This is a genomic window from Variovorax davisae (assembly GCF_030316845.1).
Taxonomy (GTDB): domain Bacteria; phylum Pseudomonadota; class Gammaproteobacteria; order Burkholderiales; family Burkholderiaceae_C; genus Variovorax; species Variovorax davisae.
Map to the genome: position 1 here is coordinate 54,604 of NZ_JASZYS010000021.1, position 25,351 is coordinate 79,954.

General features: G+C 68.3%; 28 protein-coding genes. 17 read left to right on the top strand and 11 right to left on the bottom strand.

What is annotated here, in order from left to right:
* The first annotated feature begins 23 nt into the window (after positions 1 to 23).
* From QTI33_RS32530 to QTI33_RS32555, 6 genes are all read left to right on the top strand, one after another.
* Positions 24 to 728: an ABC transporter ATP-binding protein gene (locus tag QTI33_RS32530; protein WP_286510782.1), complete on the top strand. Its 705-nt coding sequence runs from the start codon at positions 24 to 26 to the stop codon at positions 726 to 728.
* 85 nt (positions 729 to 813) lie between these two features.
* Entirely contained in the window at positions 814 to 2,043 is a 1,230-nt protein-coding gene (locus QTI33_RS32535; RefSeq protein WP_286510712.1) for an FAD-dependent monooxygenase, read from the top strand.
* Positions 2,044 to 2,059: 16 nt separating this feature from the next.
* The gene (locus QTI33_RS32540) at positions 2,060 to 2,839 is read left to right on the top strand and encodes a maleate cis-trans isomerase family protein (RefSeq protein ID WP_286510713.1); all 780 of its coding nucleotides are present in this window, start codon (positions 2,060 to 2,062) and stop codon (positions 2,837 to 2,839) included.
* Positions 2,836 to 3,666: an alpha/beta fold hydrolase gene (locus tag QTI33_RS32545; RefSeq protein ID WP_286510714.1), complete on the top strand. Its 831-nt coding sequence runs from the start codon at positions 2,836 to 2,838 to the stop codon at positions 3,664 to 3,666. The genes QTI33_RS32540 and QTI33_RS32545 overlap by 4 nt, the downstream gene beginning before the upstream one ends.
* A 22-nt stretch (positions 3,667 to 3,688) precedes the next feature.
* On the top strand, positions 3,689 to 4,756 hold the full coding sequence (locus QTI33_RS32550) for a 2,5-dihydroxypyridine 5,6-dioxygenase NicX family protein (RefSeq protein ID WP_286510716.1): 1,068 nt from the start codon (positions 3,689 to 3,691) through the stop codon (positions 4,754 to 4,756).
* Positions 4,749 to 5,366 (top strand): isochorismatase family protein, encoded by a 618-nt coding sequence (locus QTI33_RS32555; protein ID WP_286510718.1) that lies wholly within the window; start codon positions 4,749 to 4,751, stop codon positions 5,364 to 5,366. The genes QTI33_RS32550 and QTI33_RS32555 overlap by 8 nt, the downstream gene beginning before the upstream one ends.
* 12 nt (positions 5,367 to 5,378) lie before the next feature.
* Here the strand turns inward: QTI33_RS32555 and QTI33_RS32560 are convergent, their stop codons facing one another.
* The gene (locus tag QTI33_RS32560; protein WP_286510719.1) at positions 5,379 to 6,065 is read right to left on the bottom strand and encodes a TetR/AcrR family transcriptional regulator; all 687 of its coding nucleotides are present in this window, start codon (positions 6,063 to 6,065) and stop codon (positions 5,379 to 5,381) included.
* Positions 6,066 to 6,387: 322 nt separating this feature from the next.
* Here QTI33_RS32560 and QTI33_RS32565 point away from each other — a divergent pair, with 322 nt between their 5' ends.
* The 4 genes from QTI33_RS32565 to QTI33_RS32580 all read left to right on the top strand — a co-directional run bounded on the left by QTI33_RS32565 (position 6,388) and on the right by QTI33_RS32580 (position 8,001).
* Positions 6,388 to 6,726, top strand: coding sequence for a hypothetical protein (locus QTI33_RS32565; protein ID WP_286510720.1), 339 nt, complete (start codon positions 6,388 to 6,390; stop codon positions 6,724 to 6,726).
* Positions 6,727 to 6,788: 62 nt separating this feature from the next.
* Positions 6,789 to 7,103 (top strand): ArsR/SmtB family transcription factor, encoded by a 315-nt coding sequence (locus QTI33_RS32570; protein ID WP_286510721.1) that lies wholly within the window; start codon positions 6,789 to 6,791, stop codon positions 7,101 to 7,103.
* Between the two features lie 2 nt (positions 7,104 to 7,105).
* Positions 7,106 to 7,570 (top strand): SRPBCC family protein, encoded by a 465-nt coding sequence (locus QTI33_RS32575; RefSeq protein ID WP_286510722.1) that lies wholly within the window; start codon positions 7,106 to 7,108, stop codon positions 7,568 to 7,570.
* 14 nt (positions 7,571 to 7,584) lie between these two features.
* Complete coding sequence (locus QTI33_RS32580) at positions 7,585 to 8,001, top strand: GFA family protein (RefSeq protein ID WP_286510723.1); 417 nt, start codon at positions 7,585 to 7,587, stop codon at positions 7,999 to 8,001.
* A 68-nt stretch (positions 8,002 to 8,069) separates the two neighbouring features.
* Here QTI33_RS32580 and QTI33_RS32585 read toward each other — a convergent pair whose 3' ends face one another.
* Positions 8,070 to 8,891, bottom strand: a complete 822-nt coding sequence (locus QTI33_RS32585) for an alpha/beta fold hydrolase (protein ID WP_286510724.1) — start codon at positions 8,889 to 8,891, stop codon at positions 8,070 to 8,072.
* A 223-nt stretch (positions 8,892 to 9,114) separates the two neighbouring features.
* Between QTI33_RS32585 and QTI33_RS32590 the strand changes: the two genes are divergently transcribed.
* Positions 9,115 to 9,750, top strand: coding sequence for an FABP family protein (locus QTI33_RS32590; RefSeq protein ID WP_286510726.1), 636 nt, complete (start codon positions 9,115 to 9,117; stop codon positions 9,748 to 9,750).
* A 91-nt stretch (positions 9,751 to 9,841) separates the two neighbouring features.
* Positions 9,842 to 11,302: a flavin-containing monooxygenase gene (locus tag QTI33_RS32595; protein WP_286510727.1), complete on the top strand. Its 1,461-nt coding sequence runs from the start codon at positions 9,842 to 9,844 to the stop codon at positions 11,300 to 11,302.
* A 15-nt stretch (positions 11,303 to 11,317) separates the two neighbouring features.
* Here the strand turns inward: QTI33_RS32595 and QTI33_RS32600 are convergent, their stop codons facing one another.
* On the bottom strand, positions 11,318 to 11,581 hold the full coding sequence (locus tag QTI33_RS32600) for a hypothetical protein (RefSeq protein ID WP_286510728.1): 264 nt from the start codon (positions 11,579 to 11,581) through the stop codon (positions 11,318 to 11,320).
* Positions 11,582 to 11,730: 149 nt separating this feature from the next.
* On the opposite strand from QTI33_RS32600, the gene QTI33_RS32605 reads away from it, so the two are divergent.
* Positions 11,731 to 13,050, top strand: coding sequence for a lytic murein transglycosylase (locus tag QTI33_RS32605; RefSeq protein ID WP_286510729.1), 1,320 nt, complete (start codon positions 11,731 to 11,733; stop codon positions 13,048 to 13,050).
* Positions 13,051 to 13,076: 26 nt separating this feature from the next.
* On the opposite strand, the gene QTI33_RS32610 is transcribed toward QTI33_RS32605, so the two are convergent.
* Positions 13,077 to 14,522: a trypsin-like peptidase domain-containing protein gene (locus QTI33_RS32610; RefSeq protein WP_286510730.1), complete on the bottom strand. Its 1,446-nt coding sequence runs from the start codon at positions 14,520 to 14,522 to the stop codon at positions 13,077 to 13,079.
* A 562-nt stretch (positions 14,523 to 15,084) separates the two neighbouring features.
* Between QTI33_RS32610 and QTI33_RS32615 the strand changes: the two genes are divergently transcribed.
* The 3 genes from QTI33_RS32615 (at position 15,085) to QTI33_RS32625 (ending at position 16,458) form a co-directional block, all read left to right on the top strand.
* Positions 15,085 to 15,285: a hypothetical protein gene (locus tag QTI33_RS32615; protein WP_286510731.1), complete on the top strand. Its 201-nt coding sequence runs from the start codon at positions 15,085 to 15,087 to the stop codon at positions 15,283 to 15,285.
* A gap of 241 nt (positions 15,286 to 15,526) precedes the next feature.
* Positions 15,527 to 16,054, top strand: coding sequence for a helix-turn-helix domain-containing protein (locus QTI33_RS32620; protein ID WP_286510732.1), 528 nt, complete (start codon positions 15,527 to 15,529; stop codon positions 16,052 to 16,054).
* On the top strand, positions 16,051 to 16,458 hold the full coding sequence (locus QTI33_RS32625) for a VOC family protein (RefSeq protein ID WP_286510734.1): 408 nt from the start codon (positions 16,051 to 16,053) through the stop codon (positions 16,456 to 16,458). The genes QTI33_RS32620 and QTI33_RS32625 overlap by 4 nt, the downstream gene beginning before the upstream one ends.
* Before the next feature lie 89 nt (positions 16,459 to 16,547).
* On the opposite strand, the gene QTI33_RS32630 is transcribed toward QTI33_RS32625, so the two are convergent.
* From QTI33_RS32630 to QTI33_RS32645, 4 genes are all read right to left on the bottom strand, one after another.
* Positions 16,548 to 17,108, bottom strand: coding sequence for a hypothetical protein (locus tag QTI33_RS32630; protein ID WP_286510735.1), 561 nt, complete (start codon positions 17,106 to 17,108; stop codon positions 16,548 to 16,550).
* A 211-nt stretch (positions 17,109 to 17,319) separates the two neighbouring features.
* Positions 17,320 to 18,354, bottom strand: a complete 1,035-nt coding sequence (locus QTI33_RS32635) for an NAD(P)H-quinone oxidoreductase (protein WP_286510736.1) — start codon at positions 18,352 to 18,354, stop codon at positions 17,320 to 17,322.
* A 10-nt stretch (positions 18,355 to 18,364) separates the two neighbouring features.
* A complete protein-coding gene (locus QTI33_RS32640; protein ID WP_286510737.1) occupies positions 18,365 to 19,354 on the bottom strand; it encodes a Bug family tripartite tricarboxylate transporter substrate binding protein in 990 nt (329 codons plus the stop codon).
* Between the two features lie 36 nt (positions 19,355 to 19,390).
* On the bottom strand, positions 19,391 to 20,827 hold the full coding sequence (locus QTI33_RS32645) for an NAD-dependent succinate-semialdehyde dehydrogenase (protein WP_286510738.1): 1,437 nt from the start codon (positions 20,825 to 20,827) through the stop codon (positions 19,391 to 19,393).
* Positions 20,828 to 20,939: 112 nt separating this feature from the next.
* Between QTI33_RS32645 and QTI33_RS32650 the strand changes: the two genes are divergently transcribed.
* Complete coding sequence (locus QTI33_RS32650; RefSeq protein ID WP_286510739.1) at positions 20,940 to 21,911, top strand: LysR family transcriptional regulator; 972 nt, start codon at positions 20,940 to 20,942, stop codon at positions 21,909 to 21,911.
* A gap of 121 nt (positions 21,912 to 22,032) precedes the next feature.
* Here the strand turns inward: QTI33_RS32650 and QTI33_RS32655 are convergent, their stop codons facing one another.
* From QTI33_RS32655 to QTI33_RS32665, 3 genes are all read right to left on the bottom strand, one after another.
* The gene (locus tag QTI33_RS32655; protein ID WP_286510740.1) at positions 22,033 to 24,144 is read right to left on the bottom strand and encodes an ATP-binding protein; all 2,112 of its coding nucleotides are present in this window, start codon (positions 24,142 to 24,144) and stop codon (positions 22,033 to 22,035) included.
* Positions 24,141 to 24,518, bottom strand: coding sequence for a response regulator (locus QTI33_RS32660; protein ID WP_286510741.1), 378 nt, complete (start codon positions 24,516 to 24,518; stop codon positions 24,141 to 24,143). Before QTI33_RS32660 ends, QTI33_RS32655 begins: the two co-directional genes overlap by 4 nt.
* Before the next feature lie 249 nt (positions 24,519 to 24,767).
* The gene (locus QTI33_RS32665) at positions 24,768 to 25,349 is read right to left on the bottom strand and encodes a DUF5990 family protein (RefSeq protein ID WP_286510742.1); all 582 of its coding nucleotides are present in this window, start codon (positions 25,347 to 25,349) and stop codon (positions 24,768 to 24,770) included.
* Between the last annotated feature and the right edge of the window lie 2 nt (positions 25,350 to 25,351).

Consider the following 25,351-nt stretch of genomic DNA (forward strand, 5'->3'; position numbering starts at 1 on the left):
CGATCCGCGGACAGGGCGAAAACCTGCTCGAACTCGAGGACCTGCACGTGAGCTACGGCAAGACCGCAGCGCTGCATGGCGTCGACATGACGATCCGCGCCGGCGAAGTGGTCGCACTCATCGGCGCCAATGGCGCCGGCAAGAGCACCACGCTGCGGGCGGTGTCCGGCCTGCTGCGGCCCACGCGCGGCCAGATCCGCTTCGATGGGCAGCAGATCGGCGGCATGGCGGCCGACCGCATTGTCGGGCTGGGCATCGCCCAATCGCCCGAAGAACGGCATGTCTGGCCGGCCATGAGCGTGTACGAGAACCTCGCGCTCGGTGCTTACCTGTGCAAGTCGGCCGCCGAGATCGAGAAGCGCGTGGGCGTCGTCTACCACCGCTTTCCCCGGCTCAAGGAGCGGCATCGCCAGCTGGCCGGAACGCTCAGCGGCGGCGAGCAGCAGATGCTGGCCATCGGCCGGGCGCTGATGTCCGAGCCCCGCTTGCTGCTGCTCGACGAGCCCAGCCTGGGCCTGAGCCCTCGCATGGCCGAAGAGGTGTTCGAGTTCGTGCGCGAGATCAACCAGCACGGCGTCACCGTGCTGCTGGTCGAGCAGAACGTGCACAACGCGCTGTCGGTGGCGTCGCGCGCCTATGTGTTCGAAACGGGGCGCGTGGTCGCCGAGCGTGATGCCGCGGGGCTGCTCGAGGACCCGGGGCTCCTGAGCGCCTACCTGGGCGGCTGAGCAAGGCGGCCGGCGCGCTGCGCCGGCGTCTTCGCCGTCCCGTCCTTGAATTAATTGATCGTTTATTTATTCTGGAGATTCGAGTATGAGTAGAGCAATCCGCGTCGGCATCGTCGGCGCCGGCATCGGCGGCGTGGCCCTGGCGCGCGCACTGCGGCTGCGCGGCATCGACGCCCATCTGTTCGAGCGGGCGCCAGCCTTCGGCGAGATCGGCGCCGGCGTCCAGATGACGCCGAACGCCGCCAAGGTGCTGCAGGCGCTCGGCGTCGGCGACGGCCTGGCGCGCATCGGCTTCCTGCCCGAAGCCATGGTCGGGCGCAATTGGGAAGATGCGCGCGAGCTGTTCCGCACGCCGTTGAAGGACGTCTGCCCGCGGCTGTTCGGTGCCGGCTTCTACCATGTGCACCGCGCCGACCTGCACGCGATCCTGTGCGAAGGCATCCCGGCCGACCGCGTGCGCTTCAACGTGCAGTGCACCGGCGTCACGCAGCGCGGCGACCAGGCGGTGGCGCTGTTCGACGACGGCAGCAACTTCGAGGCGGACCTGATCGTCGGCGCCGACGGCATCCATTCGGCGGTGCGCGATGCGCTCTGGGGCAAGACCGATGCGCGCTTCACCGGCCACATGTGCTGGCGCGCGCTGGTGCCGGTGGCGCAGCATCCGCTGCCTTTCGTCAGCCCCGACGCCTCGTTCTGGATGGGCCCGAAGGCGCACATCGTCACCTACTACGTGAAGGGCGGCGCGGCCGTCAACATCGTGGCGGTCAACGAGAGCGCCGACTGGGTGGCGGAGTCATGGACCGAGCCGAGCACGCGCGAGGAACTGCTGGCCGCCTATGCGGGCTGGCATCCGAACATCATCGAGCTGTTCGAGCGCACCGACACCTCGCAGATCTTCAAGTGGGGCCTGTTCGACCGCGATCCGATGGCGCAATGGTCGCAGGGCAGCGTCACGCTGCTGGGCGACGCGGCGCATCCCATGCTGCCGTTCCTGTCGCAAGGCGCCGCGATGGCGATCGAGGACGGCTACGTGCTGGCTGCCGCGCTGGCGCACTTCGGCACCGACCGGGACGCCGCGCTGCGTGCCTACGAGGCCGAGCGGCGCCCGCGCACCGCGCGCGTGCAGCTCGAAGCCCGCGAGCGCGGCCGCACCTACCACCTGTCGACGCCCGAGGAGCAGCGCGAGCGCGACCTGGCTTTCCAGCAGCAGCAGGCCAGCAATCCGAATGCGGTCGGGATCAAGGCCGAGTGGGTCTACGAGTACGACGCGACGCGCTGCGTCGAGCGCTTCGACACCGAAGCCTCGCTGGCCTGAACCGGGAGCAAAGCAGATGACGAAGAACTACCGCATCGGCCAGATCGTGCCGAGTTCCAACACCACCATGGAGACCGAGATTCCCGCGATGCTGCGCTTGCGCGAGCAGGTCCGGCCCGAGCGCTTCACGTTCCACTCGGCGCGCATGCGCATGAAGCACGTCAACAAGGACGAGCTGGCCGCGATGGATGCGCAATCCGACCGCTGCGCGCTCGAACTCAGCGACGCCCGCGTCGACGTGCTCGGCTATGCCTGCCTGGTGGCCATCATGGCGATGGGCCGCGGCTACCACAGGCAGTCCGAGTCGCGTTTGCGGGCGGCCACCGAAAGCAACCTGGGCGCTGCGCCGGTGGTCACCAGCGCGGGCGCCCTGGTCGATGCGCTCCGCGTGATCGGCGCCAGGCGCATCGCGCTGGTGGCGCCCTACATGGTGCCGCTCACGAAGATGGTGGTCGACTACATCGAGCACGAGGGCTTCGAGGTGGTCGACTGGCGCGCGCTCGAGATCCCCGACAACCTCGAGGTCGGCCGGCACGATCCGCGCGAGCTGCCTGGCATCGTCGCCGGCATGAACACCGACGGGGTCGACGCGATCGTGCTGTCGGCCTGCGTGCAGATGCCGTCGCTCGCGGCCATCGCACAGGTCGAGGCCGCGACCGGCAAGCCGGTCGTGACGGCTGCGGTCGCGACCACCTTCGCGATGCTCGGCGCGCTCGGCCTGGAGCAGGTGGTGCCCGGTGCGGGGGCCTTGTTGTCCGGCGCCTACTCGACAGTGCGCGAGGGAGGCCTGCGGTGAGCGGAAGCACCTTCCTCCACGGCGCCCACGTGCATGCCAACGGCATCCGCCAGCACTACCTGCGCTACGGCGGCACGCAGGGCGAGCGCGCCGGCCGCGATGCCGTCGTGCTGCTGCCCGGCATCACCAGCCCCGCCGTCACCTGGGGCTTCGTGGCCGAGCGCTTCGGGCGCCACTTCGATACCTACGTCCTCGACATCCGCGGGCGCGGCCTGAGCGAGGCGTCGGCGGCGCTCGACTACGGGCTCGATGCCCAGGCCGCCGACGCGATCGCGTTCGCCCAGGCCCTCGGGCTGCGCCGCTATGCCTTCGTCGGCCATTCGATGGGCGGGCGCATCGGCCTTCGCGCGGCCGGCCGGCGGCCGGACGGACTCACGCGCCTGGTCGCGGTCGATCCGCCCGTGTCGGGGCCGGGCCGGCGGCCCTATCCGGCCCAGCTGCCGTGGTACGTGGATTCGATCCGGCTCGCGCGCCAGGGCATCTCGCTCGAACAGATGCGCGGGTTCTGCCCGACCTGGAGCGAAGCGCAGCTGCGCCTGCGCGCCCAGTGGCTGCACACCTGCGACGAGCGCGCGATCGTCGCCAGCTTCAACGACTTCCAGTCCGACGACATCCATGCCGACCTGCCGCGCATCGCGGTGCCGCTGCTGCTCATGACCGCCGAGCGCGGCGACGTGGTGCGCGAAGCGGAGGTCGACGAGCTGCGCGCGCTGGCGCCGTCGCTGCGCGAAGTGCGCGTGGCCGGCGCCGGCCACATGATCCCGTGGGACAACGAAGACGGCTTCCACCGCGCCTTCGGCGACTTCCTCGGCCATCCCCTCGACTGAACCGCACACCCAAGGAGAAACCATGGCAGTCAGCGACACCGACCTGATCCGCGCCTGGACCCAGGTCCTCGCGCTTTCCAAGCTGCGTGCCGGCGACGCCGTCACCGTGCTCACCAGCGACCACACGCATCCGCAGACGCTGCGCTGCGCGATCACCGCCGCCACCATGCTCGGCGCCTGCGTCAGCCGGCTCGACCTGCCGCCGGTCAACGGCGAGAAATCGCTGAGCCGCGACACGCTGGCCTACCTCGGCACCACGCCGCTCACCGGCAACCGGGCCGCCATCGCGGCGCTCAAGGCCAGCGACCTGGTGCTCGACCTGATGACCCTGTTGTTCTCGCCCGAGCAGCACGAGATCCTGGCGGGCGGCACCAGGATTCTGCTGGCCGTCGAGCCGCCCGAGGTGCTGCTGCGCATGGTGCCGACGATGGCCGACTACCACCGCGTGCAGGCCGGCGTGGCGCTGCTCGAGGGCCGCAAGGAAATGCGCGTGACCTCGCCCGGCGGCACCGACCTGCGCTGCCCGCTCGGCGACTACCCGGTGACGGCCGAATACGGCTTCGTCGACCGCCCTGGGCGCTGGGACCACTGGCCCAGCGGCTTCGCCTTCACCTGGCCCAACGAGGGCGGGGCGCAGGGGCGCATCGTGCTCGCCAAGGGCGACGTGCTGCTGCCGATGAAGTCCTATGTCGGCGAAGCCATCGAGCTCACGGTCGAGCACGGCTTCGTGACCCGCATCGAAGGCGGCGCCGAGGCCGAGCTGCTCGGCGAGTACATCGAATCCTTCGCCGACCCCGAGGCCTATGCCATCTCGCACATCGGCTGGGGACTGCAGAAGCGGGCCTACTGGTCGACCCTCGGCCTCTACGACCGCGAAGCCACGCTGGGCATGGACGCCCGCGCGGTCAGCGGCAACTTCCTGTTCTCGCTCGGCCCGAACAACGAGGCCGGCGGCAGCCGCACCACGGCCTGCCACATCGACATCCCGATGCGCCGCTGCGACGTCTTCGTCGACGCGCTGCAGGTGGTGCGCGACGGCAAGGTGGTCGAGGAACTGATGGCCGCCGGGGAGGGCGCCGCGCATGCATGACGAATCGCAGGTCTATCGGCGCCAGGGCTTCGGCGCCGGGCTCGGCGTGCGGCCGCCCGTCGGCCTGCTGATCGTCGACTTCGTCAACGGCTTCGCGGACCCGGCGCTGTTCGGCGGCGGCAACATCGCACCGGCGATCGCGCGCACCGTGCCGCTGCTGGCGCTGGCGCGCGAGCGCGGTTGGCCGGTGGCGCACAGCCGCATCGTCTACGCCGACGACGACGGCGACGCCAACATCTTCAGCCAGAAGGTGCCGGGCATGCTGGGCCTGAAGGGGCATTCGCCGGCAAGCGCGATCGTGGCCGAACTCGCGCCGCGTGCCGGCGAGCTGGTGGTGCGCAAGAACGTGCCGTCGGCCTTTTTCGGCACCACGCTGGCGCCCTGGCTGACGCAGCGCGGCGTGCGGACCCTGCTGGTGGCGGGCTGCGTCACCAGCGGCTGCGTGCGCGCCAGCGTGGTGGATGCGATGTGCTGGGGCTTCGCGCCGGTCGTGCTGTCCGATTGCGTGGGCGACCGCGCGATCGCGCCGCACGATGCGAGCCTGTTCGACATCGGGCAGAAGTACGGCGACGTGATGCGCCTGGCCGAACTGCGTGAGCGGCTTTCCTAGCCGCACCGGCGTTCAGCGCGCCTCGAAGCCGCCGACCACGAAGCGGGTCACCTGGTCGATCAGCGCCTCGGTGTCCTCGGGGTCGTACAGGCCCTTGGGCGTCATCTCCTCCATCCGGTGGGTGTCGGAGAAGGCATAGAGGTAGGTGCCGATCATCAGGGTCACGCGCCAGTAGGCATCGAGCTCGCCCAGCTTCGGCAGTGCCTCGCGCAGCACCTCGACATAGCGCCGGGTCGAACCGCCGTAGGCGTCGGTGCGCAGCTTGTACGAGATCTCCGGCGGCTCGGTGTGCAGCCGGGCCTGCAAGCGCAGGAAGGCCCGCCCCTGCGGCGTGCCGCGCAGCGTCAGCGTCGGCAGCAGGAAGGCGCGCACGATGCCGCGCACGTTCGGCTTGCCGGCCGCGCGCATCGCCTCCAGGTTCTCGAGGCGCTGCTGCGAGATCACCTGGCCGCGGCGCAGGAAGACTTCCTCGAACAGTCCGAACTTCGAGCCGAAGTAATAGCTGATCAGGGCCTGCGTCACCTTGGCGCGGGTGGCGACTTCGCGCAGCGTGGTGCCGGCGAAGCCGAGGTTCGCGAACATCTCTTCGGCCGCATCGAGGATCTCGTCGCGCACGACGCTCGCGCCTTCCGGACGCCCGGGTCCCTTGTGCTTGATCGCCGCTTGCTTGGCTTTGGCGGGCCTGTCCGCTGTCTTCATGTTTGATTGCTTAATTAATTCGAAGGTGATGATACCGAGGGCGCCGGGGCGGCGAAGCGCGATGGCGCGCGAGCGCCACGGCAGTCTGGCAATTTTTACGTAGACAGTCGCCGGCCCGCTGCCTAGACTTCCCTTCAATCCCTGCCCATGAACGCCCCCACCATGTTCCCGCACCTGTCGATCCCTAGCCTTCGCACCTTCGTTGCCTTCGGGCGGCGCGGTCGAATCATGTGGGGCAGCTAGCCCGCTTCAGTTCGACAAGCGCCCCTCTCAAAGGCAACGAGTTCAGCTCGTTGCCTTTTTTCATTCCTGGACCTGAATCATGTTCAAACCCGATGCGTTGAAATGGTGGTTGGAATCCGTTCTCGCCGTGCTGGTGTGCTGCACCGGCCTGGCCGGCTGCGACCTTGCCCCCAGCGTCCTCTTCGTGGCCGATGGAAGCCCGCTGCGCCTGCTGCAGTTGACCGACGCCCATGACGGCTGCCCGGCGCCGCGGCGGGTCTGCTTCCTGGCCACCTGGGATGGGCAGACGACCCGTGGCTGCTGGGTGCGCGAAGCGGGCAGCGTCCGGATCTCCCTGCCGCACGAAGAGCAGAGCGTGCCGGTGGCCAGCTTCCGGCCGACCGCTTACGCCGAGTTCCGGCGCGCGTCGCTGGATTAGGCGGTGGGCTTGACATGCAGGTGTTTGCCTGCATATTATGGCCCGACGCACACACACGACGAATGGACGCTGACAAGGTTTTCAAGGCACTGGGCGACCCGACGCGCAGAAAGCTGCTCGACCTGCTCTACGAGAAAAACGGGCAGACGCTGGGCGAACTCTGCGAGCACCTGGACATGGCGCGGCAATCCGCCGCGCAGCACATCGGGCTGCTGGAGGCGGCCAACCTGGTGAGCACCGTGTGGCGTGGCCGGGAGAAGCTGCATTTCATCAACCCGGTGCCGCTGCACGAGGTCTACGAGCGATGGGTGCGGAAATTCGAACGCCAGCGGCTCAGCCTGCTGCACGACCTGAAGAAGGAACTCGAAGGAGACTGACCATGAGCAAAGAGAAGACCAGCTTCGTCTACGTGACCTACATCCGCTCGACGCCGGAAAAGGTGTTCGAGGCCATCACCCGCCCTGAGATCGCCCGGCGCTACTGGGGCCACGAGAACGTCTCCGACTGGAAGCCCGGTTCGACCTGGGAGCACGTGCGCGCCAACGCGCAGCGCACGGTCAACGTGCTGGGCAAGGTGGTCGAGGTCGTGCCGCCGACGCGCCTGGTCGTCACCTGGGCGAGCCCCGCCCAGGCCGACGATCCGGCCAGCTACAGCCGGGTGCGCTTCGACGTCGAGGCCTACCAGGAGATGGTGCGGCTGACCGTCACCCACGACGAACTCGAGGCCGGCAGCGGGATGGCCAAGGGCATCCAGCAGGGCTGGCCGATCGTGCTGTCCAGCCTGAAGTCCCTGCTGGAGACGGGGCAGGGCATCGATGTCTTCGCCAAGCCGCTGGCGGCCTGAACCGGGCGACGACGATGACACAGCCCTACACCGGCGGCTGCGCATGCGGCGCGATCCGCTACGCCACCCGCCACGCGCCGATCTTCCAGAACCACTGCCAGTGCCGCGACTGCCAGCGGCGCAGCGGCACCGGGCACGGCTCCTACCTGACCTTTCCCGCGCGGGCCGAGATGTCGATCACCGGCGAGGCGAGGCTGTGGGAGGTGGCGGGCGACAGCGGCAGCATGAAGCTCCACGCCTTCTGCCCGGTCTGCGGAACGCCGGTCTACCTGCGCTTTGCCGCGATGCCGGACCTGATCGCGGTCCCAGCGGGCAGCCTGGACGAGCCCGGCCGCTTCGCGCCGCAGGTGCTCACCTACGGCGTGCGCGGGGCAGCGTGGGATGCCATCGACCCTTCGCTCCAGGCTTTCGAGCGGATGCCGACCGGTTAGCCGACGCGTCAGGGCAGCCTGCCGCGCCGCGCATGCGCGCGCAGGCCGCCGCCCGACCCGCGCCGGCCTCAGCCCTTGAAGAACGCCAGCAGATCGGGGTTGATCACGTCCGCGTTGGTCGCGCACATGCCGTGCGGATAGCCGGCGTAGACCTTCAGCGTCGCGTTCTGGATCAGCTTGACCGTCAGTTCGCTCGAGATGCCGATCGGCACCACCTGGTCGTCGTCGCCGTGCATCACGAGGGTCGGCACGTCGATCTTCTTCAGGTCTTCGGTGAAGTCGGTCTCGGAGAAGGCCTTGATGCCCTCGTAGTGGGCCTGGATCGAGCCCATCATGCCCTGCTGCCACCAGTGATCGCGGATGCCTTCGGAGATCTTGGCGCCGGGCCGGTTGAAGCCGTAGAAGGGCAGCGTGAAGTCCTTGAAGAACTGGGCCCGGTTGCCGGCCACGGCGGCGCGGATGCCGTCGAGTACCTCCATCGGAACGCCGTCGGGGTTCGACGCCGTCTTCGCCATGTGCGGCGGCACCGCGCTGATCAGCACCGCCTTGGCGACGCGCCGGCTGCCGTGGCGGGCGATGTAGCGGGCGACTTCGCCGCCGCCGGTCGAGTGGCCGACGTGGATCGCCTGCTGCAGGTCCAGGTGCGCGGTCAGCGCCGCCAGGTCGTCGGCATAGTGGTCCATGTCGTGGCCGGCCGAGCCCTGGCTCGAGCGGCCATGGCCCCGGCGGTCGTGGGCGATCACCCGGAAGCCCTGCTGCAGGAAGAACAGCATCTGGCCGTCCCAGTCGTCCGCGCTCAGCGGCCAGCCGTGCGAGAACACGATGGGTTGGCCCTGGCCCCAGTCCTTGTAGAAGATCTGCGTGCCGTCCTGGGTCGTGATGATGCTCATGGGTCGATGTCCTTTGGGAGGTTTGAATGGAAAAGCTGGCTCGCAGCGGCCGAGGTGCAGCAAGCACTGTGGCCGGGCCGGTCGTCGCCGTCTTGTCGGAATGCGTGCATTCCTGAACATTCGTGCTCGGCCGGACGACCGGATGGCCTGAAGCAAGTTCCGTGCGTCGGCCGGTGCGGGCCCTTGCTACATTTGGCGGGCTTCACTCTTCCCACTGTGCCCCATGTCCGAATTCCCATCCGATATCTACACCGAGCCTTCCGACCTGGACGGCCACACGCTCGCCAACCTCGGGCCCCTGCGCAGGATGGCGGGGCTGTGGCGCGGCGAGAAGGGCGTCGACGTCAAGCCCAAGGCCCAGGGGCCGAAGACCCAGGTCTACGTCGAGCACTACGAGCTGCAGCCGATCGATCCCCAGACCAACGGCCCGCAGGTGCTGTACGGGCTGCGCTACCACACCTACATCCACAAGCCCGGCCTGACCAAGATGTACCACGACCAGGTCGGCTACTGGCTGTGGGAGCCCGCCACCGGCACCGTCATGCACACGCTGGCGATTCCGCGCGGGCAGATCGCCATGGCGAGCGGCAAGGTGGCGGCCGACGCCGACCGCTTCGAGCTCGTGGCCACCCACGGCAGCCTGGTGAACGGCATCGTGTCGAACCCGTTCATCGAGCATGCCTTCACCACGCTGGAGTGGCGCATCGAGGTCGCCTTCCATGCCGACGGCAGCTGGTCGTACGACCAGGACACCGTGATGCAGATCCAGGGGCGGTCCGAACCCTTCCACCACACGGACCGCAACACGCTCACGAAGACCGGCGAGCCCTCGCCGAATCCGCTCGCCGTGCCGGCGTGACGACCGCCGCGGTCGACCCCGGGTAAGCGAGGCTGCCCCGGCCCGGACGTCGACGCACAATCGGCGGCCCAAGCCACAAGGAGCCAGCGCCATGAGCGACGAGTTCGTCGACGTGCTGGTGGTCGGCGCCGGCATCTCGGGCATCGGCGCCGCCTGCCACCTGCAGAAGCTCTGTAAGGAGCGCAGCTTCGCCATCGTCGAGGCCCGCGCTTCGCTGGGCGGCACCTGGGACCTGTTCCGCTATCCCGGGGTGCGTTCGGATTCCGACATGCACACGCTCGGCTATTCGTTCCGGCCCTGGACCGACCCCAAGGCCATCGCCGATGGGCCGACGATCCTGAACTACCTGCGCGAGACGGCGCGCGAACACGGGCTCGATGCCAAGATCCGCTACGGCCTCCAGGTCGTGCGCGCCGACTGGTCCTCGCCGCAGGCGCAGTGGACGGTCGAGCTGCGGCGCACGGACGGTGGCGGCAGCGCGCGCATGCGCTGCGGCTTCCTGTTCATGTGCAGCGGCTACTACGACTACGCGGCCGGCCACCAGCCCGACTTTCCGGGGCGCGAGCGCTTCGGCGGGCGGTGGGTCCATCCGCAGCACTGGCCCGCCGACCTCGACTGCGCGGGCAAGAAAGTCGTTGTCATCGGCAGCGGCGCCACCGCCGTGACGCTGGTGCCGGCGCTGGCCGACAAGGCGGCGCACGTGACGATGCTGCAGCGCTCGCCGACCTGGATGGTGGCCCGTCCGTCGATCGATCCCCTCGGCATGCGCTTGCGGCGGCGCCTGCCCTTGCGGCTGGCGCTGCAGCTCACGCGCTGGAAGAACGTGCTGCTGGGCATGTACGTGTTCCGGCTCAGCCGGCGCAACCCGCAGCGCATGCGCCAGCTGCTGCTGGGGGGCGTTCGCCATGCGCTCGGTCCCCAGGCCGACATCGCCACCCATTTCACGCCGCGCTACAACCCCTGGGAGCAGCGCCTGTGTCTGGTGCCGGACGGCGATTTCTTCCGCGCCATCAACGCCGGTCGCGCCTCGGTCGTGACCGATCACATCGCGTCGCTGACCGAAACCGGGATCGCCTTGCGCTCGGGCGCCACGCTCCACGCCGACGTCATCGTCAGCGCCACCGGCCTGCAGCTCGCCATGCTCGGCCACGCGGCGCTGTACGTCGACGGCGAGCGGGTGGAGCCTGCGCGCACGGTCAACTACAAGGGCCTGATGTACAGCGGCGTGCCGAACATGGCCAATACCTTCGGCTACACCAATGCCTCGTGGACGCTCAAGGCCGACCTGAGCGCGCAGTATGTGTGCCGGCTGCTCAACCACATGCGCAAGACCGGTGCGCGCATCTGCCGGCCCCCGGCCGATCCGGACACGGAGCTGCTGCCGTGGGTGGACTTTTCATCGGGCTACTTCCAGCGCGCCGCCGAGCAGATGCCCAAGCAGGGCTCGGCCAAGCCCTGGAAGCTCAACCAGAACTACCTGAGCGACCTGGTCGCCATGCGCTTCGGCGCGGTCGACGACGGGGTGCTGCAGTTCACCTACGGGGCGCGCTGAGCGCGAGGAGACGCCTCAGGCGCTCGAGCGCTCGGCCGCGCGGCGCAACTGGTCGAGCTGGGCCGCTTCCTCGGCGTCGCGCAGGCTCTTCGCCGCCCTGGCGGCCGCGTATTGCACGTACAGCACCTCGATGGCCTCGGTCCAGCGCTGCACGCGCGCCTTGTGCTCGGCGTCGGCCTCGTGGTCGCGCGGATGGGTGTCCGGATGCCCTTCGGGGAACGCGGGCACGGTGACCCCTGCCCGGCGAAGGATGGCTTCTTTTTGGTCTATGGTGAGCATGTCTGTCTCCAGCAAACATTGTTCCAACCCAGGGCGTCATAACTGGCGATGACGGCTATTTCGACGGGGTCGTTGTCTCTCTCAGATGGGGGTGCGGCGGCGATTCCGCAAGGTCGCGCCGCACGCCCGCGCAGGTGAAAATGACCCGAATGCACCGACACCCTCTCCCTCCGCTGCGCCTTCGAAGCCTGGCCGCCATGGCGCTGGCGGCTGCCTTCCTGGCGGGTTGCGCCTCCACGCCGCCACCCGCAGCGCCCGCGCCTGTCCAGCCTGCTCCGACCCCCCGGCCGCCGGCGCCGGCTCCCGCGGCCAAGCCCGCCGGTGCCGGGGCGGACGAACTGGCGCTCCAACAAGGCTTCACGCGCTGGGTCGCGGATTTCCGCAACAGCGCGCGCGCCGCCGGCGTCGGCGATGCGACCTTGCAGGCCGCCTTCGGCGATGTGCAGTACCTGCCACGCGTCGTCGAGCTGGACCGCAGCCAGCCCGAGTTCACGCGCACCGTCTGGGACTACCTCGACAACACCGTGACCGTCCAGCGCGTCGCGCTCGGCAAGGACAAGCTGATGCAGGTCCGCGTCGAGGCCGACGCGGCGGCTGCACGCTACGGCGTCCCGGCCGCGGTGGTCGTCGCGATCTGGGGCATGGAGAGCAACTTCGGCGGCAACTACGGCAGCACGCCGACCATCGACGCCCTGGCGACGCTGGGCTTCGAAGGCCGTCGCGAGGACTGGGCACGGCGCGAATTGCTGGCGGCGCTGAAGATCCTCGAGCGCGGCGACATCGACCGCGCGCACATGATCGGCTCCTGGGCCGGCGCCATGGGCCAGACCCAATTCCTGCCGTCGAACTTCCTGGCCTACGCGGTGGACGCCGACGGCGACGGCCGGCGCGACATCTGGGGCAGCATGGCCGACGTCACGGCCTCGACCGCGAACTTCCTGGCCCGTTCGGGCTGGCAGGCGGGCCAGCCCTGGGGCGTCGAGGTGCAGCTGCCGGCCGGCTTCGACTTCGGCCGCGCCGACAGCAGCGTGCGCCAGTCCAGCGCCCAGTGGGCGGCCGAGGGCGTGCGCAGCATGGACGGCCGGGCGCTGCCGGCCTTCGCCGACGGCATGGTCCTGCTGCCCGCGGGTGCGCGTGGGCCGGCGTTCCTGGTGGGGCCCAATTTCCGCGCCATCCTGCGCTACAACAACTCGACCAGCTACGCCCTGGCCGTCGGCCTGCTGTCGCAGCGCCTGACCGACGGGCCGGGCGTGCAGGCGCCCTGGCCGCGCGACCTGGCGGCGCTCTCGCGCAGCCAGCTGATGGAGCTGCAGAGCGCGCTGAACCAGCGCGGCTTCGCCAGCGGCACGCCCGACGGCATGATGGGGCCGGCCACCCGCGAAGGCATTCGCCAGTACCAGCGCAGCATCGGCCAGCCCGCTGACGGCTATCCCAGCGCGGCCCTGCTGGAGCGCCTGCGAGCGCCGTGACGGCGGCCTGAAAGCCGGGTGGGTCCTCACGGCGCATTGAGCACTGGCACATAGGCCAGCCGGCGATCGCGCAGCACCAGCAGCGCGACCATCCGGCCCGGCGCGGTGGCGGCCAGCTTGATCCTGAAGTCCTCGATCCGGTCGAGCCGGGTGTCGTTGACGGCGACGATGATGTCGCCGGCGCGGATGCCCTCGCTGCGCGCCAGCCCGGTGGCCTCGCGCACCATCAGGCCACCGTCGCTGCCCAGATGCAGCCGCTGCGCCGCCGACAGTTCGCCCAGGCTCAGGCCGAGGCCGTCGTTCCAGTCGGGCGGGGATCCGGCCTGTGCGGCGAGCCGGGGTCCGACGTCCTCGGACAGCGTCACCGAGACCGCGCGTTTCGCGCCATGCCGCCAGAGCTCGACACGGACCCGCCGGCCCGGCGGGGCGTCGACGATCTGCTGCAGCAGCGTGGTGAAGTGAGAGATCGTGCGGCCGTCGAAGGCGGTGACGACATCGCCGCGAACCAGCCCGGCCGCGCGGGCGGGGCCATCCGCATCCACCTGCACCACCAGCGCGCCGATCGACTCCTTCAGTCCGAAGGACTGGGCCAGCGCGGGTGTCATCTCCTGCAGCTCGGCGCCCAGGTGCGCACGCCGCACCCGACCCGTGTCCTTGAGCTGCGTCGCGATCTTCATCGCCAGGTTGATCGGCACGGCGAACGACAGGCCCATGTAGCCGCCGCTGCCGCTGTAGATCATCGAGTTGATCCCGACCACTTCGCCGCGGCTGTTGAACAGCGGACTGCCCGAGCTGCCCGGATTGATCGCGACGTCGGTCTGGATGAATGGCACTTCCCCGGCGCCGCCGATGTAGCGGTCGACCGCGCTCACCACCCCGGCGGTGACGCTGCCATGGAACCCGAACGGCGCCCCGATGGCCGCCACCCAGTCGCCCGGCGCCAGACGGGACGAGTCGCCGATGGCCGCGGTCGCGAGGCCCTTGGCGTCGATCTTCAGCAGGCCCACGTCGGTGCGCCGGTCGGTGCCGACCACCCGCGCCTGGAAGCGGCGGCCATCGTCCAGCCGGACCTGCGCCTCGTCGATGGCGGCCAGCACATGGGCGCTGGTCAGGATCAGGCCGTCGCTCGTGAAGATCAGGCCGGAGGCGAGGTCGCGAATCTGGCTGATGCGCACGCTGGCAGGCCGCGGCCGGGCCAGCCGATCGGCGAAATCGTTCTCGGGCGCGAATTCCAGCTCGGCCCCTTCGGGCCGTGCGTCGCGGCCGATCCGCAAGGTGCTCACGTCGACCACGCTGGCGCTGCGGCTGGCGACCAGCGAGGAGAAGGCGGGCGCGGCCTGTGCGGCGATGTCGGGCGGCGGGGCTGGCGCCGGGGCTGCCGGCCGCTCGGGCGCCGACACGCAGGCGCCGAGCAGTCCGACGACGGCGGCAGCGGCGCTGGCACGAAGCCGCCAGCCCACCGGCCGGGGCATTCTCAGAAAGGGGGGAAGACCGCCAGAGTCTTGCGCATCGCTGCCTCCGCAGGTGGAAGAAACTCAATGTAGGCGCATCGCGCCGAGATGGCTTTGCGCCGGATCAAGGCCCTGTCGGCAACGTCAGTCGATGGTCCGGTGGCCGGCACCCGCGGTGAGCATTGGGCGTGGAGCTAGGGTTTACCCTATAATCGAGCCAACGCACTCATCCTGGAGTCCCGAATGTTGAACGTATTGATCTGCCTGGTGGCCGTCGCTGTCGTCGTTGTGTCCGGTTATGTGACCTCGAAGAAGCTCGACGAAATCTGCTGACCTCAGGTCCCTGGTTGTCTCCTCCATCGTCCCTTCGATGGATTGGCCCCCGCGCAGCGATGCGAGGGGGCTTTTTTACGTCCGCGGAGGGAGGGGCCGCGGCGCGCGACGGTTCCCTGGGCGGTTGGATCCGTAATTCTGTGAAATTTGTCACATGAAATAGTAGTACTAAGCAACTACATGTACTACCTTGTAAGTACCTTGGTACTAATATTCAGGCATCGACAGACCCGGACAGACAAGGACCTGCATGAACACGTACCCGACCGTCAGCCAAGCGACCGGCGTTGCCCGCACCCTCAGCAAGCACCTGTCTTGCACCATCGTCGTCTACCGCACGCCCCAGGCCAGGTTCGTGACCGCGCGCACCACCGACCCGGTGGCCGGCAACATCGAAGGCATCTATCGCAACGGCTACTGCACGCCGACGCTGCTGAGCAGCGCGCACTGAAAGAACTCGACTCCCTCGGCTCCACGCAGCCGAACGGTTTATGCCTCCTTCGGGAGGCTTTTTTTTGCCTGCGCGCAGGCTTGGGGCAGTGGCGAATCAGGGAAGGGCAGGGACGAGGTCGGTGGCAGCCGGTCGTGCGCGCCCGTGGATGATCCGGTGACAATGATGGCCCGGCGCGGAGGCGCCACGGAGAACCCGATGCTGATTGTTTTCGCAGTGGCGCTGGTGGAAGAAGGCCTCCATGTCTTCCGCCATGGCTGAACGAATGCCGGTGGGCGGCGCTGGGGACCCAGCCATGCAGGATCCGGAACTGTTGCGCCGGCTGCTGCGGGCGAAGGACCGGATGGACGCTGCATCGCACGAGGAATGGCCTGTCGGACGGCTGGCGCAGGTGGCTGGCGTCTCCGAGGCCCACTTCGCGCGCTCGTTCAAGCAGGCCTTCGGCATCCCGCCGCACCGGTACCTGCTCACGCGGCGCGTCGAACGGGCGATGGCGATGCTCCGCGAAACCGACCTGCCCATCACGGACATCGTCTGGGACACCGGCTGGGCGAGCCTGGGCACCTTCGGGCGCACCTTTCGCGACATCACCGGCCAGACCCCGAGCGCGGTCCGTGCGCGCGCGGAGAAGTCGATGCACGACCTCGGCCGCGTGCCCGTCTGCATCGTCAAGGCCGCGCACCGGCCCGACCTCACGACAGCAGTTTCGGAGAAGCGGCGCCAGGCGACGAGCGGTACAAACGAGCCCGAACAACAGGAGATTCCATGATTCAAGGCGTTGAGGTGGTCGGTTTGTACGTGCGCGATCAAGACGAGGCATTGGCTTTTTATGTCGAGAAGCTCGGGTTCCGAGTCCACACCGACGTGGGCAATGGCGACTACCGCTGGCTCACGGTGCAGCACCCGGACCAACCGTCCTTCCAGCTCGGCTTGTTCACCCCCGGTCCGCCGGTGCTCGATGCGGCGACGGCGCAAGCCGTGCGGGCCATGGTGGCCAAAGGCGCCATGCCGCCGCTGGTGCTGAGTGTGGACGACTGCCGCGCTGCCTACGATCGACTGCTGGCGCGGGGGGTCGAGTTCACGCAGGAACCGGTGGATCGCTACGGCACGGTGGACGCCGGTTTTCGCGATCCGTCCGGGAACGGGTGGAAGATGATCCAGGCGCGCCGATAAGAAGACCGCCTGAACTGGAACCGCTGGTTCCGGGGGACCCACCGCTGGCTGTCCGTTGCCTTTGCGTCACCGCGCATCGCGCCCGCATTTCACACGCTGGCGCCCTTGGCGTTGGCCGACGCTGCACGGGCGATGCTCTGCGCAAACAGCGGCGTTTCCCGGCTGTTGTGGTCGCCGGAGGCGACCTGCCGATCATGCGACGCCTGCTCGAAGCTCAGCCCATGGCCCGCGATGAAGTTCAGGAAGTCCTCCGTGGGGTGCGACAGCACGGAATTGGTGTACTCGGTGCGTCCGTCGCTCAAGCCCTTGGCGCTGAGCTCCCAGATGACCTGCACCCGCGTGCGGCCCGCCGGGGTGAAGACATCGGAGGTGGAAACCATCAGGCAGCGTTGCTTGCCGACCACCTCGCCCACGTAGTGCTGGACAACCAGACCCGTGCCGATCTGCTCGACATTGATGGACATCGGTCGACCATCGTCGGTGCTCGTCGTGCCGCAGGAGATGTGGTCCGGGGGGGCGCAGCGCTGGTACTCGGCTTCAGGGAGGCTGAAGAGCCATTTGCCGATGTCGACCTGCTCGATGGGTACATCGATGATGTGGCTGAACGCCGATTGGGAGAGGATGAGGTCGGTGCGGATGATGTCGGTCATGTGAACTCCAGAAGAAACAGAAGATCGAGGCGAGGTGCCTCGCGGTGTGGGCCACTTGCGTGGCGTCGTTGCCGGGGTCCAATGTCTCGCGCCCGTGTTTCTGCTGGATGCCATCACTCCCAATGCGAGTTTCAGCTGTAGTCGTCCCGATGCCCAGTTCGAAACGCTCACTGACACGTTCGCGTGTCTCAAGACGAGTGGGGGGTGAAGTTCAGGCGGCTTGGCCGCCGACGTTGGAGCCTTGGCGCCCGAGGCTGGCTGCGGCACCGGGAAGCAGGAGGATCTTGCCGACGCTCTCGCCCGATTCCATGCGCCGATGGGCACGAGCGGCATCCGCGAGGGGGAACGTGCTGTCGATGACGGGCCGAATCGCGCCGGTCGCCAGCGCATCGAGCCAACGCTTCGCGAAGCGCTGCGTCATTGCCTGCTTTACTTCCGGAGGTCGCGACTTCATCACCGTGCCGAAGATCTGCAGGTGGCGGTACAGCACTGCGTCCAACGGGAACGAGGCACCTTCGATTCCTCCGAGCAGGCCGACGATCACCATGCGCCCGCCCACGGCCAGCGAGCGTACATTGCGCTCCAGGTAAGGGGCGCCGACGAAGTCGATGACGACGTCGACGCCCTTGCCGTCGGTCCTCTGGTCGACGACCGCCTGGAAGTCCTCGGTGCGGTAGTCGATGACTTCATCGGCCCCGAAGCCCCGGACGGCATCGCGCTTGTCGCCGCCCACGGTGGCGAACACACGCGCGCCGGCAGCGTGCGCGAGTTGGACTGCGGCCGAGCCGACCCCGCCCGCCGCCGCATGAATCAGCACCGACTCGCCAGCCTGCAGGCGGGCCAGATGAAACAGCGCTTCATGCGCGGTGACGAACACCTCGGCGACCGCGCCGGCGTCGACCAGATCGAGGCCTTCCGGGACGCGCATGGCCATGCGGTGATCGATGCGCGAGAACTCGGCGTAGGCGCCGCCGCCCACGATGCCCATGACATGGTCTCCAATGGAATAGCCCAGTACTTCGGATCCCTTCTCAACCACGGTTCCGGCGATTTCCAGGCCCATGATGTCCGAATCGCCGAAGTTGGCGCGCCCGTAGGCTCCCTTGCGATGCGACATGTCGGCACGATTGACCCCGATCGAGGCATTCGCCACCAGAAGGTCGTGGGGCCGGACCTCCGGACGCGCAACCTCACGGATCACGAGCACTTCCGGCCCGCCGAAGTCGTCAAAAACGATAGCTTGCATTTTTTCTCTTTCAGTCCAGAACGATGTTCAGGCCTTTGACAGCCTCGGCCCAGGTCTTGTCCTGCTGCACAAGAAACTGCCGGAATTGTGGGGCGCTTCCCGTGTCGGGCTGCATGCCGAGTTGCTCGAGCCGTTGGCGCAGCGCGGGGTCAGCGAAGGCCTGCGCGGCCGCCTTGTTGAGCTTTTCCACGTTCGCAGGAGAAAGGCCTCGCGGCCCGAAGAAACCAAACCAGCCCTGCACGCCAAAGCCCGGATAGCCTGATTCGGCCACGGTAGGCACCTCGGGCAGCACCGACACACGGCTCGGGCCGGTGATCGCCAATACCTTGATGCGCTTGTTCGCATGGTGGGTCATGGTGGTGGCCAGTGAAGTTTCGAAAGACAGGTGGATATGGTTGGCGAGCAGGTCCTGCATGGCGGGTGCGGCACCCTTGTAAGGGACGTGAACCATGTCGACCTTGGTCGCCTTGGCCAGGATCTCGGCCGTCAGGTGTGGGATCGAACCCGGGCCCACGCTCGCATAGGTGACCTTGCCCGGGTTGGACCTCGCGTACTTGACGAACTCTGGAAAGGTATCGAACGGTGCGCCCGGTCCGGCGATGAGGGCGCCCGGGGTGTTGACCAGGTTGGTGATCGGTGTGAAGTCGCACGCGGGGTCGAACGGCAGTTTGCGGCTCAAGTGGGGGCCGATCGACAGGGCGCTGACCGTCAACACGCCCAGGGTGTAGCCATCCGGAGCCGCCCGTGCGACCGCCTGCGTGCCGATGTTGCCCCCAGCCCCTGCGCGGTTGTCCACCACGACCGGCTGCCCGAGGGCCGTGGCCATGCGATGCGCAAGTTCGCGCGCCACCACATCGGTCACGCCTCCTGCCGGAAACGGGACGACCAACGTGATCGGGCGGCTGGGGTAGCTGTCCTGCGCGAAGGCGTGGCCGCAGAGCGTCCCGACTGCAATGAGCAGCGCAGCCCCAATCCGGGCGCCTCGTTTCGCGAGCTTCATGGTCGTGTCTCCAATTCTTGTTCTGCCGTCATGAAATCAGACCTGGCTGATGAACTTCGTGTTGAGGTAGCTCTGGATGCCTTCGGCGCCGCCTTCCGATCCGTGACCACTGTCCTTGATGCCGCCGAACGGCAGCTCGCAGACGATCATCTGCGCGTGGTTGATGCCGATCATTCCGGCCTCCAGTTCATTGCCTGCACGCAGCGCGGTGCGTGCCGACTCGGTGAAGGCATAGGCCGCCAGCCCGTATGGCAGGCGATTCGCTTCCGCGAGGGCTTCATCGATGGTGTCGAACGGGCACACCACGGCCAGCGGACCGAAGGGCTCTTCGTGCATCACCTTCGCATGCGCCGGCACCTCCGTGAGGATGGTCGGCTGCCAGAACAGCCCCGGACGATCGATGCGCTGGCCACCGGCGCGCACCGTGGCACCACACCAGCGGGCGTCAGCCACGAGCGCCGCGATGGCCTCGAGGCGTCTTTCATTCGACACCGGACCCACTTGCGTGCCGTGATCGAGGCCATCACCGATCTTCAAGGCTTTCGTCTCGGCGACGAACTTGGCGAGGAAGGCCTCGTACACGGGGCGTTGCACCAGGATGCGCGTGGGCGACAGGCAGATCTGCCCCGTACCGCGGAACTTGTTCGCTGCCAGCAGCTTGGCCGCCACGTCCAGGTCCGCGTCGGCAAACACCAGCACCGGCGCATGCCCGCCGAGCTCCAGCGTGATGGGCTTGAGGGCCTGGCCGGCCTGGGCCGCAAGCAAACGCCCGACCGGTACCGAACCGGTGAACGAGACCTTGCGGATCACGGGCGATTCGATGAGGTGGCGTGAAATCAGTTCGGGCACGCCGAACACCACGTTCAACACGCCCTTGGGAAGGCCGGCGTCGTCGAGTGCGCGTGCAATCGCCAAGGCGGTCGAAGGACATTCCTCCCCGGGCTTGATGACGACCGAGCAACCTGCCGCCAGCGCGGCCGCGATCTTGCGGCTTGGCGTGATGGCCGGAAAGTTCCAGGGTGCGAACGCCGCAACCGGCCCGATCGGCTCCTTGTGAACGCGCTGGACCACCTCCGGCCGTCTGGAAGGCACGGTGCGTCCATAGACACGGCGACCCTCTTCAGCGAACCACTCGAAGTAGTCCGCCGAGCTCGCCAATTCGTACTGTGCTTCGTGCAAGGCCTTGCCCTGCTCCAAGGTCAGTTGTCGGGCGATGGCGTCGGCGCGTTCGCGCAGCAGGGCCCCCGTCCGGCGCAGCACCTTGGCCCGGTCGTACGCAGGGGTGCGGCGCCAGAGCGCGAAGCCACGGTCCGCCGCCTGCAGGGCGCGGTCCAGATCGTCCTGCCGCGCATGGGGCACGTGGCCGATGACCTCGCCCGTGGCCGGGTTGAGCACCGCCGACTGGTCGCGGCCCGTGCCCTCGATCCACTCGCCGTCGATGAAGAGAAACAGATCGTCGTACTGCACAGACACGGGGTCTCCTTTGCCTCGTATGCTTAAATTCATGATGTCAGGGGATCGTAGGTAGGCGGGTGCCAGTCAGCAATCCCCCGGCTCGCGAAACATCTTTGCAAGGAGCGCAAATATGAGCCAGGCTCGCACCATGGAAAACCTGGAGGTCTTCGTCGACACGGTGCGTGCCGGCTCCTTCTCCGCCGTCGCGCGGCGCAGGGGCGTGGCCGTGTCCTCGGTGGCGCGTCAGATCGATGCGCTTGAAGAGGAACTGAAGGCGTCGCTGTTCACGCGCTCCACCCGCGCCATGCGGCCCACCGACGCCGGCGAGTTGCTCTTCCGGCGCGCCGTCCAGATCCTCAGCGACCTTGCCGACGCGCGCAGCGAGGTCAGTTCGGTCGAGGCTGCGGTCGAAGGCGTGCTGCGCGTGAGTTGCCTGCCCACGTTCGGTAGGCGCTATGTGGTTCCGTGCCTCGCCAAGCTGTTCCAGGCCCATCCGGGCCTGAGCGTGGAGCTGGACCTGACGGAGCGGCTCGCCGACCCGACCACGGAACGACTCGACCTGGCCATCCGCTTCGGCAACCTGCCCGACAGCGCTCTCTTCAGCACCCCGCTCGCCGACCAGGCCTACGTCGTCTGCGCCGCGCCGGACTACCTGCGGCGCCACGGCCCCCTGCAAGGGCTCGATGCCTTGGACAGCCACCGGCTGATCGACAAGCGCCGAAGCCAGAGCCCGCTCGGCTGGCGGGAAGTTCTGGGCGAGGACCTGCTGCAGCACGGAAACTGTGCGTTCGAATCAGACGACTACGACGCCCAGAGGCAAGCGGCCGTCGACGGCATCGGCATTGCCCGGCTCCCGGATTGGGTGGTCGGGCACGACATCGGCCGCGGGGCGTTGGTGGAACTGCGACCGCAGGGCCTGCCGCCAGCCGAAGTGACCGGTATCCATCTGGTACGAGCGCTGCCACGTCCGAGTGCGCGCCTGAAGGCCTTCGCGACCGCATTGTCCGATTTCGTCGGCCGGCCGGCGAGTTGGCAGAAGGCGATGGACGATTCGCTCCCGTCAGGCCCGGCGCGCCCGCAGGGCCCGGGATGGGCGCGATAGTTTGCACGACTGGCGATGGAGGCATGGGTGCCTGGAGCTGGTTGCGTTCGAGGCCTCGATGCTCGCGACTGAAAGCTGCAGCCTTGTTCCGGGACGAACAGCCAGGCCGCGGGAAGCCACTTCAGCTGCGGCCGAGCGTTCGGGCCAGACTCTCGGCCAGCTCCTGCAGGCCGAGCGGCTTGCGCAGCAGGGCGACGACACCCGCGTCGCGCGCACGCTGCTCGAGCGCCGCCCCCACGTTGCCGCTGACCAGGATCACCGGCAGGTCGGGACGCACCGTGAGCAGTTCCAGCGTGAGCTCGCTGCCGGCCAGACCTGGAAGCATCTCGTCGGTGATGATCGCGTCGAAACGCTGCGGGTCGGCCAGGAAGGCCTCGAGTGCGCGCTCGCTCGAATCGAAGCCGACCGGCTCGTAGCCCAACTCGGCCAGCAGTTCCTCGGCCAACTCGACCAACGGGCGCTCGTCGTCCACCACCATCACGACTTGGCCATTGCCGCGCGGCCAGGCCGGGTCGGGGCGCGCCGGCGCCGCCTCGGACTCGCAGCACACCGGCAGCCACACCGTCACGCGCGTGCCATGGGCGGGCCTGGGCGCGGGCTCGGTTGCGATGTCGATGGCCCCGCCCAGGTCGTTGACGATCCCATGCACCATCGACAGCCCCAGCCCCGTGCCCTCGCCCAGCCTCTTGGTGGTGAAGAAGGGGTCGAAGGCACGCTGCAGCACCTCGGCAGACATGCCCGCGCCGGTGTCGGAGACCACCAAGCGAACGTAGTCGCCGGGCGGCAGCTCGCCGTGCAGCGTCGGCTTGGGCGTCGTCGAGGTGACGCGATCGAGTTCGACCTCGACGGTGCCCGCGTCGCCCAGCGCCTGGGCGGCGTTGGTGCACAGGTTGATCACCACCTGGTGGAGCTGCGTGCCGTCGCCCAGCACGGCCGCGGAACCTGCAACCAACCGTGTGTCGATACGGATTGCATCGGGCAACGTGGGCCGCAGCATGGCCAGCGCCTCGTCCACCACCGCCTGGATGTTCACCGGCACTCGCTCGGCCACCCCGCTGCGGCTGAACTCGAGAATGCGGCGCACCAGCACGCGCGCGCGCGCGCCGGCCTGCATCACGCGGTCGATGTAGCGGCGCATGTCGCTGCCCGGCGCGGCGTGCTGCTGGGCCATTTCACCGAAACCGAGGATCGCGCCGAGGATGTTGTTGAAGTCGTGCGCGATGCCGCCGGCCAGCGTTCCCAGCGACTCCAGCCGCTGGGCCTTCTGCAGGCGTGCCTGCAGCGCCGCCTTCTCGGCCTCTCCGGCTTCCAGGCGCCGCAGTTGGCGCAGCAAGCCGGTGATCGTGACCACCACCAGGGTGGCGAGCAGCAATGTTCGGATGATGGCGCTCTGCATCTCGTCGTACCAGGGCCGCAGCGCGTTGTCCTCGTCGCGTGTGATCGTCAGCGTGAGCGGCCGCTTGCCCACGCCCACGGCGGCAACCAGCTTGGCGCGGCCGTCGACCGGGCTCACGGAGCGGTCTATCAGTGGCGCGCCCTTGAAACTCGTCAGCTCCGGAAAGCGCTGTCCACTGGGAATGCCGGGGTCCTCCGGCTGGCGCACGACCAGCGTGCCGTCGTCGAGCGTGAGCAGCAGCGCGCTGCCTTCGCCCAATTCGATCGCCGAGTAGGCGGCCTGTAGTTCCTGCAAGGTGACGCTGGCGGTGACTACACCGTCGAAGCTGCCGTCGGGCTTGGCCAGCCGACGCGAAACCACCAAGGCAGGGCGCCTGTCAGTGCGCGTGACCACCGGCTCGTTGATGTAGAGGCCTCCCGCCGAACCCTCGCGCTGGCTCAGGAAATACGGCCGGTCCGATACGTCGGCGAGCGGCTCGCCGGTGACGCGCGAGCGGTTCCTCTGCATGCCCTCGCGATCGACGAGCGTCAGTACGCTGACCTGGGACACCCCTGCGACGCGTGCCGCGAGCGCAGCCGAGAGCGCGTCTGGCGGCAACGCCTTGCCCGCGGTTTCCCACCATTCGCCCGTGTCGCGCAGCAGGAGATCCACTGCTTGCAGATTGCGCGTGCCCTGCTCGGCCAGGGCCTTTGCCAGGTTGCCCAGTTCGCGCTCGGTCGCGAACATGATCTGCTGGTGCAGCCGCCAGCCGTCGTAGATCGCCGAGCCAGCGAAGGCCGCCACCAGCACGATGCCCGCCGCGATGATCCGGTGGCGCAGACGCTCGCTCGACGTCATTCGGCGAGCGTGGCCACCACGGCGTCAAGCAGTTCTTCGCGGGTACAGGGCTTGGCAAGGAGCCGGCTCACGCCCAGCGCGCGAGCCACGTCGGAATCGCTGCCAAGGCTGCGCGGGACTTGCGTCGAAATGCCGATGATCGACGAATGCGGATATGCGTCGTGCACCGCGTGCACGGCGCGAGCGGTGTCGCCACCGCGCGATCGGGGGTGTGGCAAGTCGAGAACCACGAGATCGACGGTGGCATCGGCCGCGGCGTCGAACGGGCCGCCATGTCGCATCAGCGATCGGACCTCGTGTCCCTCGCTGGCCAGCCATTCGGAAATCAGGACGCGCATCGCGCCATCTTCCTCGATAACAATGATCTTCGACATGAAATCCGTCCTTGCATCTGCGGGTGCCGTGGTGCAACCGCATGCACTCGATTGAAGCCGATGCGCATGCACGCGCGATTTCAGATCGGCGATGCTTGATTTCATTTGTAATCGGCCGGTAGGCCCCCGTAGGACCGATTGAACTACGCTTGGAACGACACGTCATCGCAAGCCGCCGCCCAGCACCGCGAACATCCCGCTGCACCTGCCTTCGCTGCCGGGCGCGCTGCGCGCATCAAGCCAGATGCTTCACTGCGCCGACCAACCCGGCGGGAGGAGCCGTACGGACGCGAGTGCCGGGGCACCTTTTGACGACTGGCCGGCAATTCGCGCGACCAGCCGCCCGCCCGGAGGAAGCTGCTCGATGTGGTCCCGTCCGAGTCCGCCGAGCGGGACTTTGACCCGTCCGTCCCAAGGCGACTCGACCTGGCCAGCCCTTTTGCCGACGGCCAGATAGACGAAGCGCGCGTCGGGTGGCCCTTGAACCAATGCACCCAGCAGGCGTGGTCGCCCATCCGGGAGACTTCCATCCACCGTCACCTCCAGCTCGAAGGTCACGGCCGACGACGAGGCGCGTGCAGGCGGCAGCAGCGTCGCCTTGCCGGCTGAGCCCTGTTGCAACGCGAGCGTGAGCCCGCGAACCGGTTCCTCCACCACGATACGAAGCGGCAGGTCGTAACGTTCAGCCCGCATGGTGCAACTCCTTCTTCCGCAGCCGGAACCGGCGCTTGCGCATTCTGCCTCGCCCTCGCGGCCCAGGGCCTCGAGGGTCGGCAGCACCGCGCCCGGCGCCCCGACCTCGGTGTGCTGGAAGACCGCGACCGGCTTCATCG

Coding starts and splice junctions, on each gene's coding strand:
- QTI33_RS32535 (WP_286510712.1), top strand. CDS start 814: ATGAGTAGAGCAATCCGCGTCGGCATCGTCGGCGCCGGCATCGGCGGC.
- QTI33_RS32540 (WP_286510713.1), top strand. CDS start 2,060: ATGACGAAGAACTACCGCATCGGCCAGATCGTGCCGAGTTCCAACACC.
- QTI33_RS32550 (WP_286510716.1), top strand. CDS start 3,689: ATGGCAGTCAGCGACACCGACCTGATCCGCGCCTGGACCCAGGTCCTC.
- QTI33_RS32555 (WP_286510718.1), top strand. CDS start 4,749: ATGCATGACGAATCGCAGGTCTATCGGCGCCAGGGCTTCGGCGCCGGG.
- QTI33_RS32560 (WP_286510719.1), bottom strand. CDS start 6,065: ATGAAGACAGCGGACAGGCCCGCCAAAGCCAAGCAAGCGGCGATCAAG.
- QTI33_RS32565 (WP_286510720.1), top strand. CDS start 6,388: ATGTTCAAACCCGATGCGTTGAAATGGTGGTTGGAATCCGTTCTCGCC.
- QTI33_RS32570 (WP_286510721.1), top strand. CDS start 6,789: ATGGACGCTGACAAGGTTTTCAAGGCACTGGGCGACCCGACGCGCAGA.
- QTI33_RS32575 (WP_286510722.1), top strand. CDS start 7,106: ATGAGCAAAGAGAAGACCAGCTTCGTCTACGTGACCTACATCCGCTCG.
- QTI33_RS32580 (WP_286510723.1), top strand. CDS start 7,585: ATGACACAGCCCTACACCGGCGGCTGCGCATGCGGCGCGATCCGCTAC.
- QTI33_RS32585 (WP_286510724.1), bottom strand. CDS start 8,891: ATGAGCATCATCACGACCCAGGACGGCACGCAGATCTTCTACAAGGAC.
- QTI33_RS32590 (WP_286510726.1), top strand. CDS start 9,115: ATGTCCGAATTCCCATCCGATATCTACACCGAGCCTTCCGACCTGGAC.
- QTI33_RS32595 (WP_286510727.1), top strand. CDS start 9,842: ATGAGCGACGAGTTCGTCGACGTGCTGGTGGTCGGCGCCGGCATCTCG.
- QTI33_RS32600 (WP_286510728.1), bottom strand. CDS start 11,581: ATGCTCACCATAGACCAAAAAGAAGCCATCCTTCGCCGGGCAGGGGTC.
- QTI33_RS32605 (WP_286510729.1), top strand. CDS start 11,731: ATGCACCGACACCCTCTCCCTCCGCTGCGCCTTCGAAGCCTGGCCGCC.
- QTI33_RS32610 (WP_286510730.1), bottom strand. CDS start 14,522: ATGCCCCGGCCGGTGGGCTGGCGGCTTCGTGCCAGCGCCGCTGCCGCC.
- QTI33_RS32615 (WP_286510731.1), top strand. CDS start 15,085: ATGAACACGTACCCGACCGTCAGCCAAGCGACCGGCGTTGCCCGCACC.
- QTI33_RS32620 (WP_286510732.1), top strand. CDS start 15,527: ATGTCTTCCGCCATGGCTGAACGAATGCCGGTGGGCGGCGCTGGGGAC.
- QTI33_RS32625 (WP_286510734.1), top strand. CDS start 16,051: ATGATTCAAGGCGTTGAGGTGGTCGGTTTGTACGTGCGCGATCAAGAC.
- QTI33_RS32630 (WP_286510735.1), bottom strand. CDS start 17,108: ATGACCGACATCATCCGCACCGACCTCATCCTCTCCCAATCGGCGTTC.
- QTI33_RS32635 (WP_286510736.1), bottom strand. CDS start 18,354: ATGCAAGCTATCGTTTTTGACGACTTCGGCGGGCCGGAAGTGCTCGTG.
- QTI33_RS32640 (WP_286510737.1), bottom strand. CDS start 19,354: ATGAAGCTCGCGAAACGAGGCGCCCGGATTGGGGCTGCGCTGCTCATT.
- QTI33_RS32650 (WP_286510739.1), top strand. CDS start 20,940: ATGAGCCAGGCTCGCACCATGGAAAACCTGGAGGTCTTCGTCGACACG.
- QTI33_RS32655 (WP_286510740.1), bottom strand. CDS start 24,144: ATGACGTCGAGCGAGCGTCTGCGCCACCGGATCATCGCGGCGGGCATC.
- QTI33_RS32660 (WP_286510741.1), bottom strand. CDS start 24,518: ATGTCGAAGATCATTGTTATCGAGGAAGATGGCGCGATGCGCGTCCTG.
- QTI33_RS32665 (WP_286510742.1), bottom strand. CDS start 25,349: ATGAAGCCGGTCGCGGTCTTCCAGCACACCGAGGTCGGGGCGCCGGGC.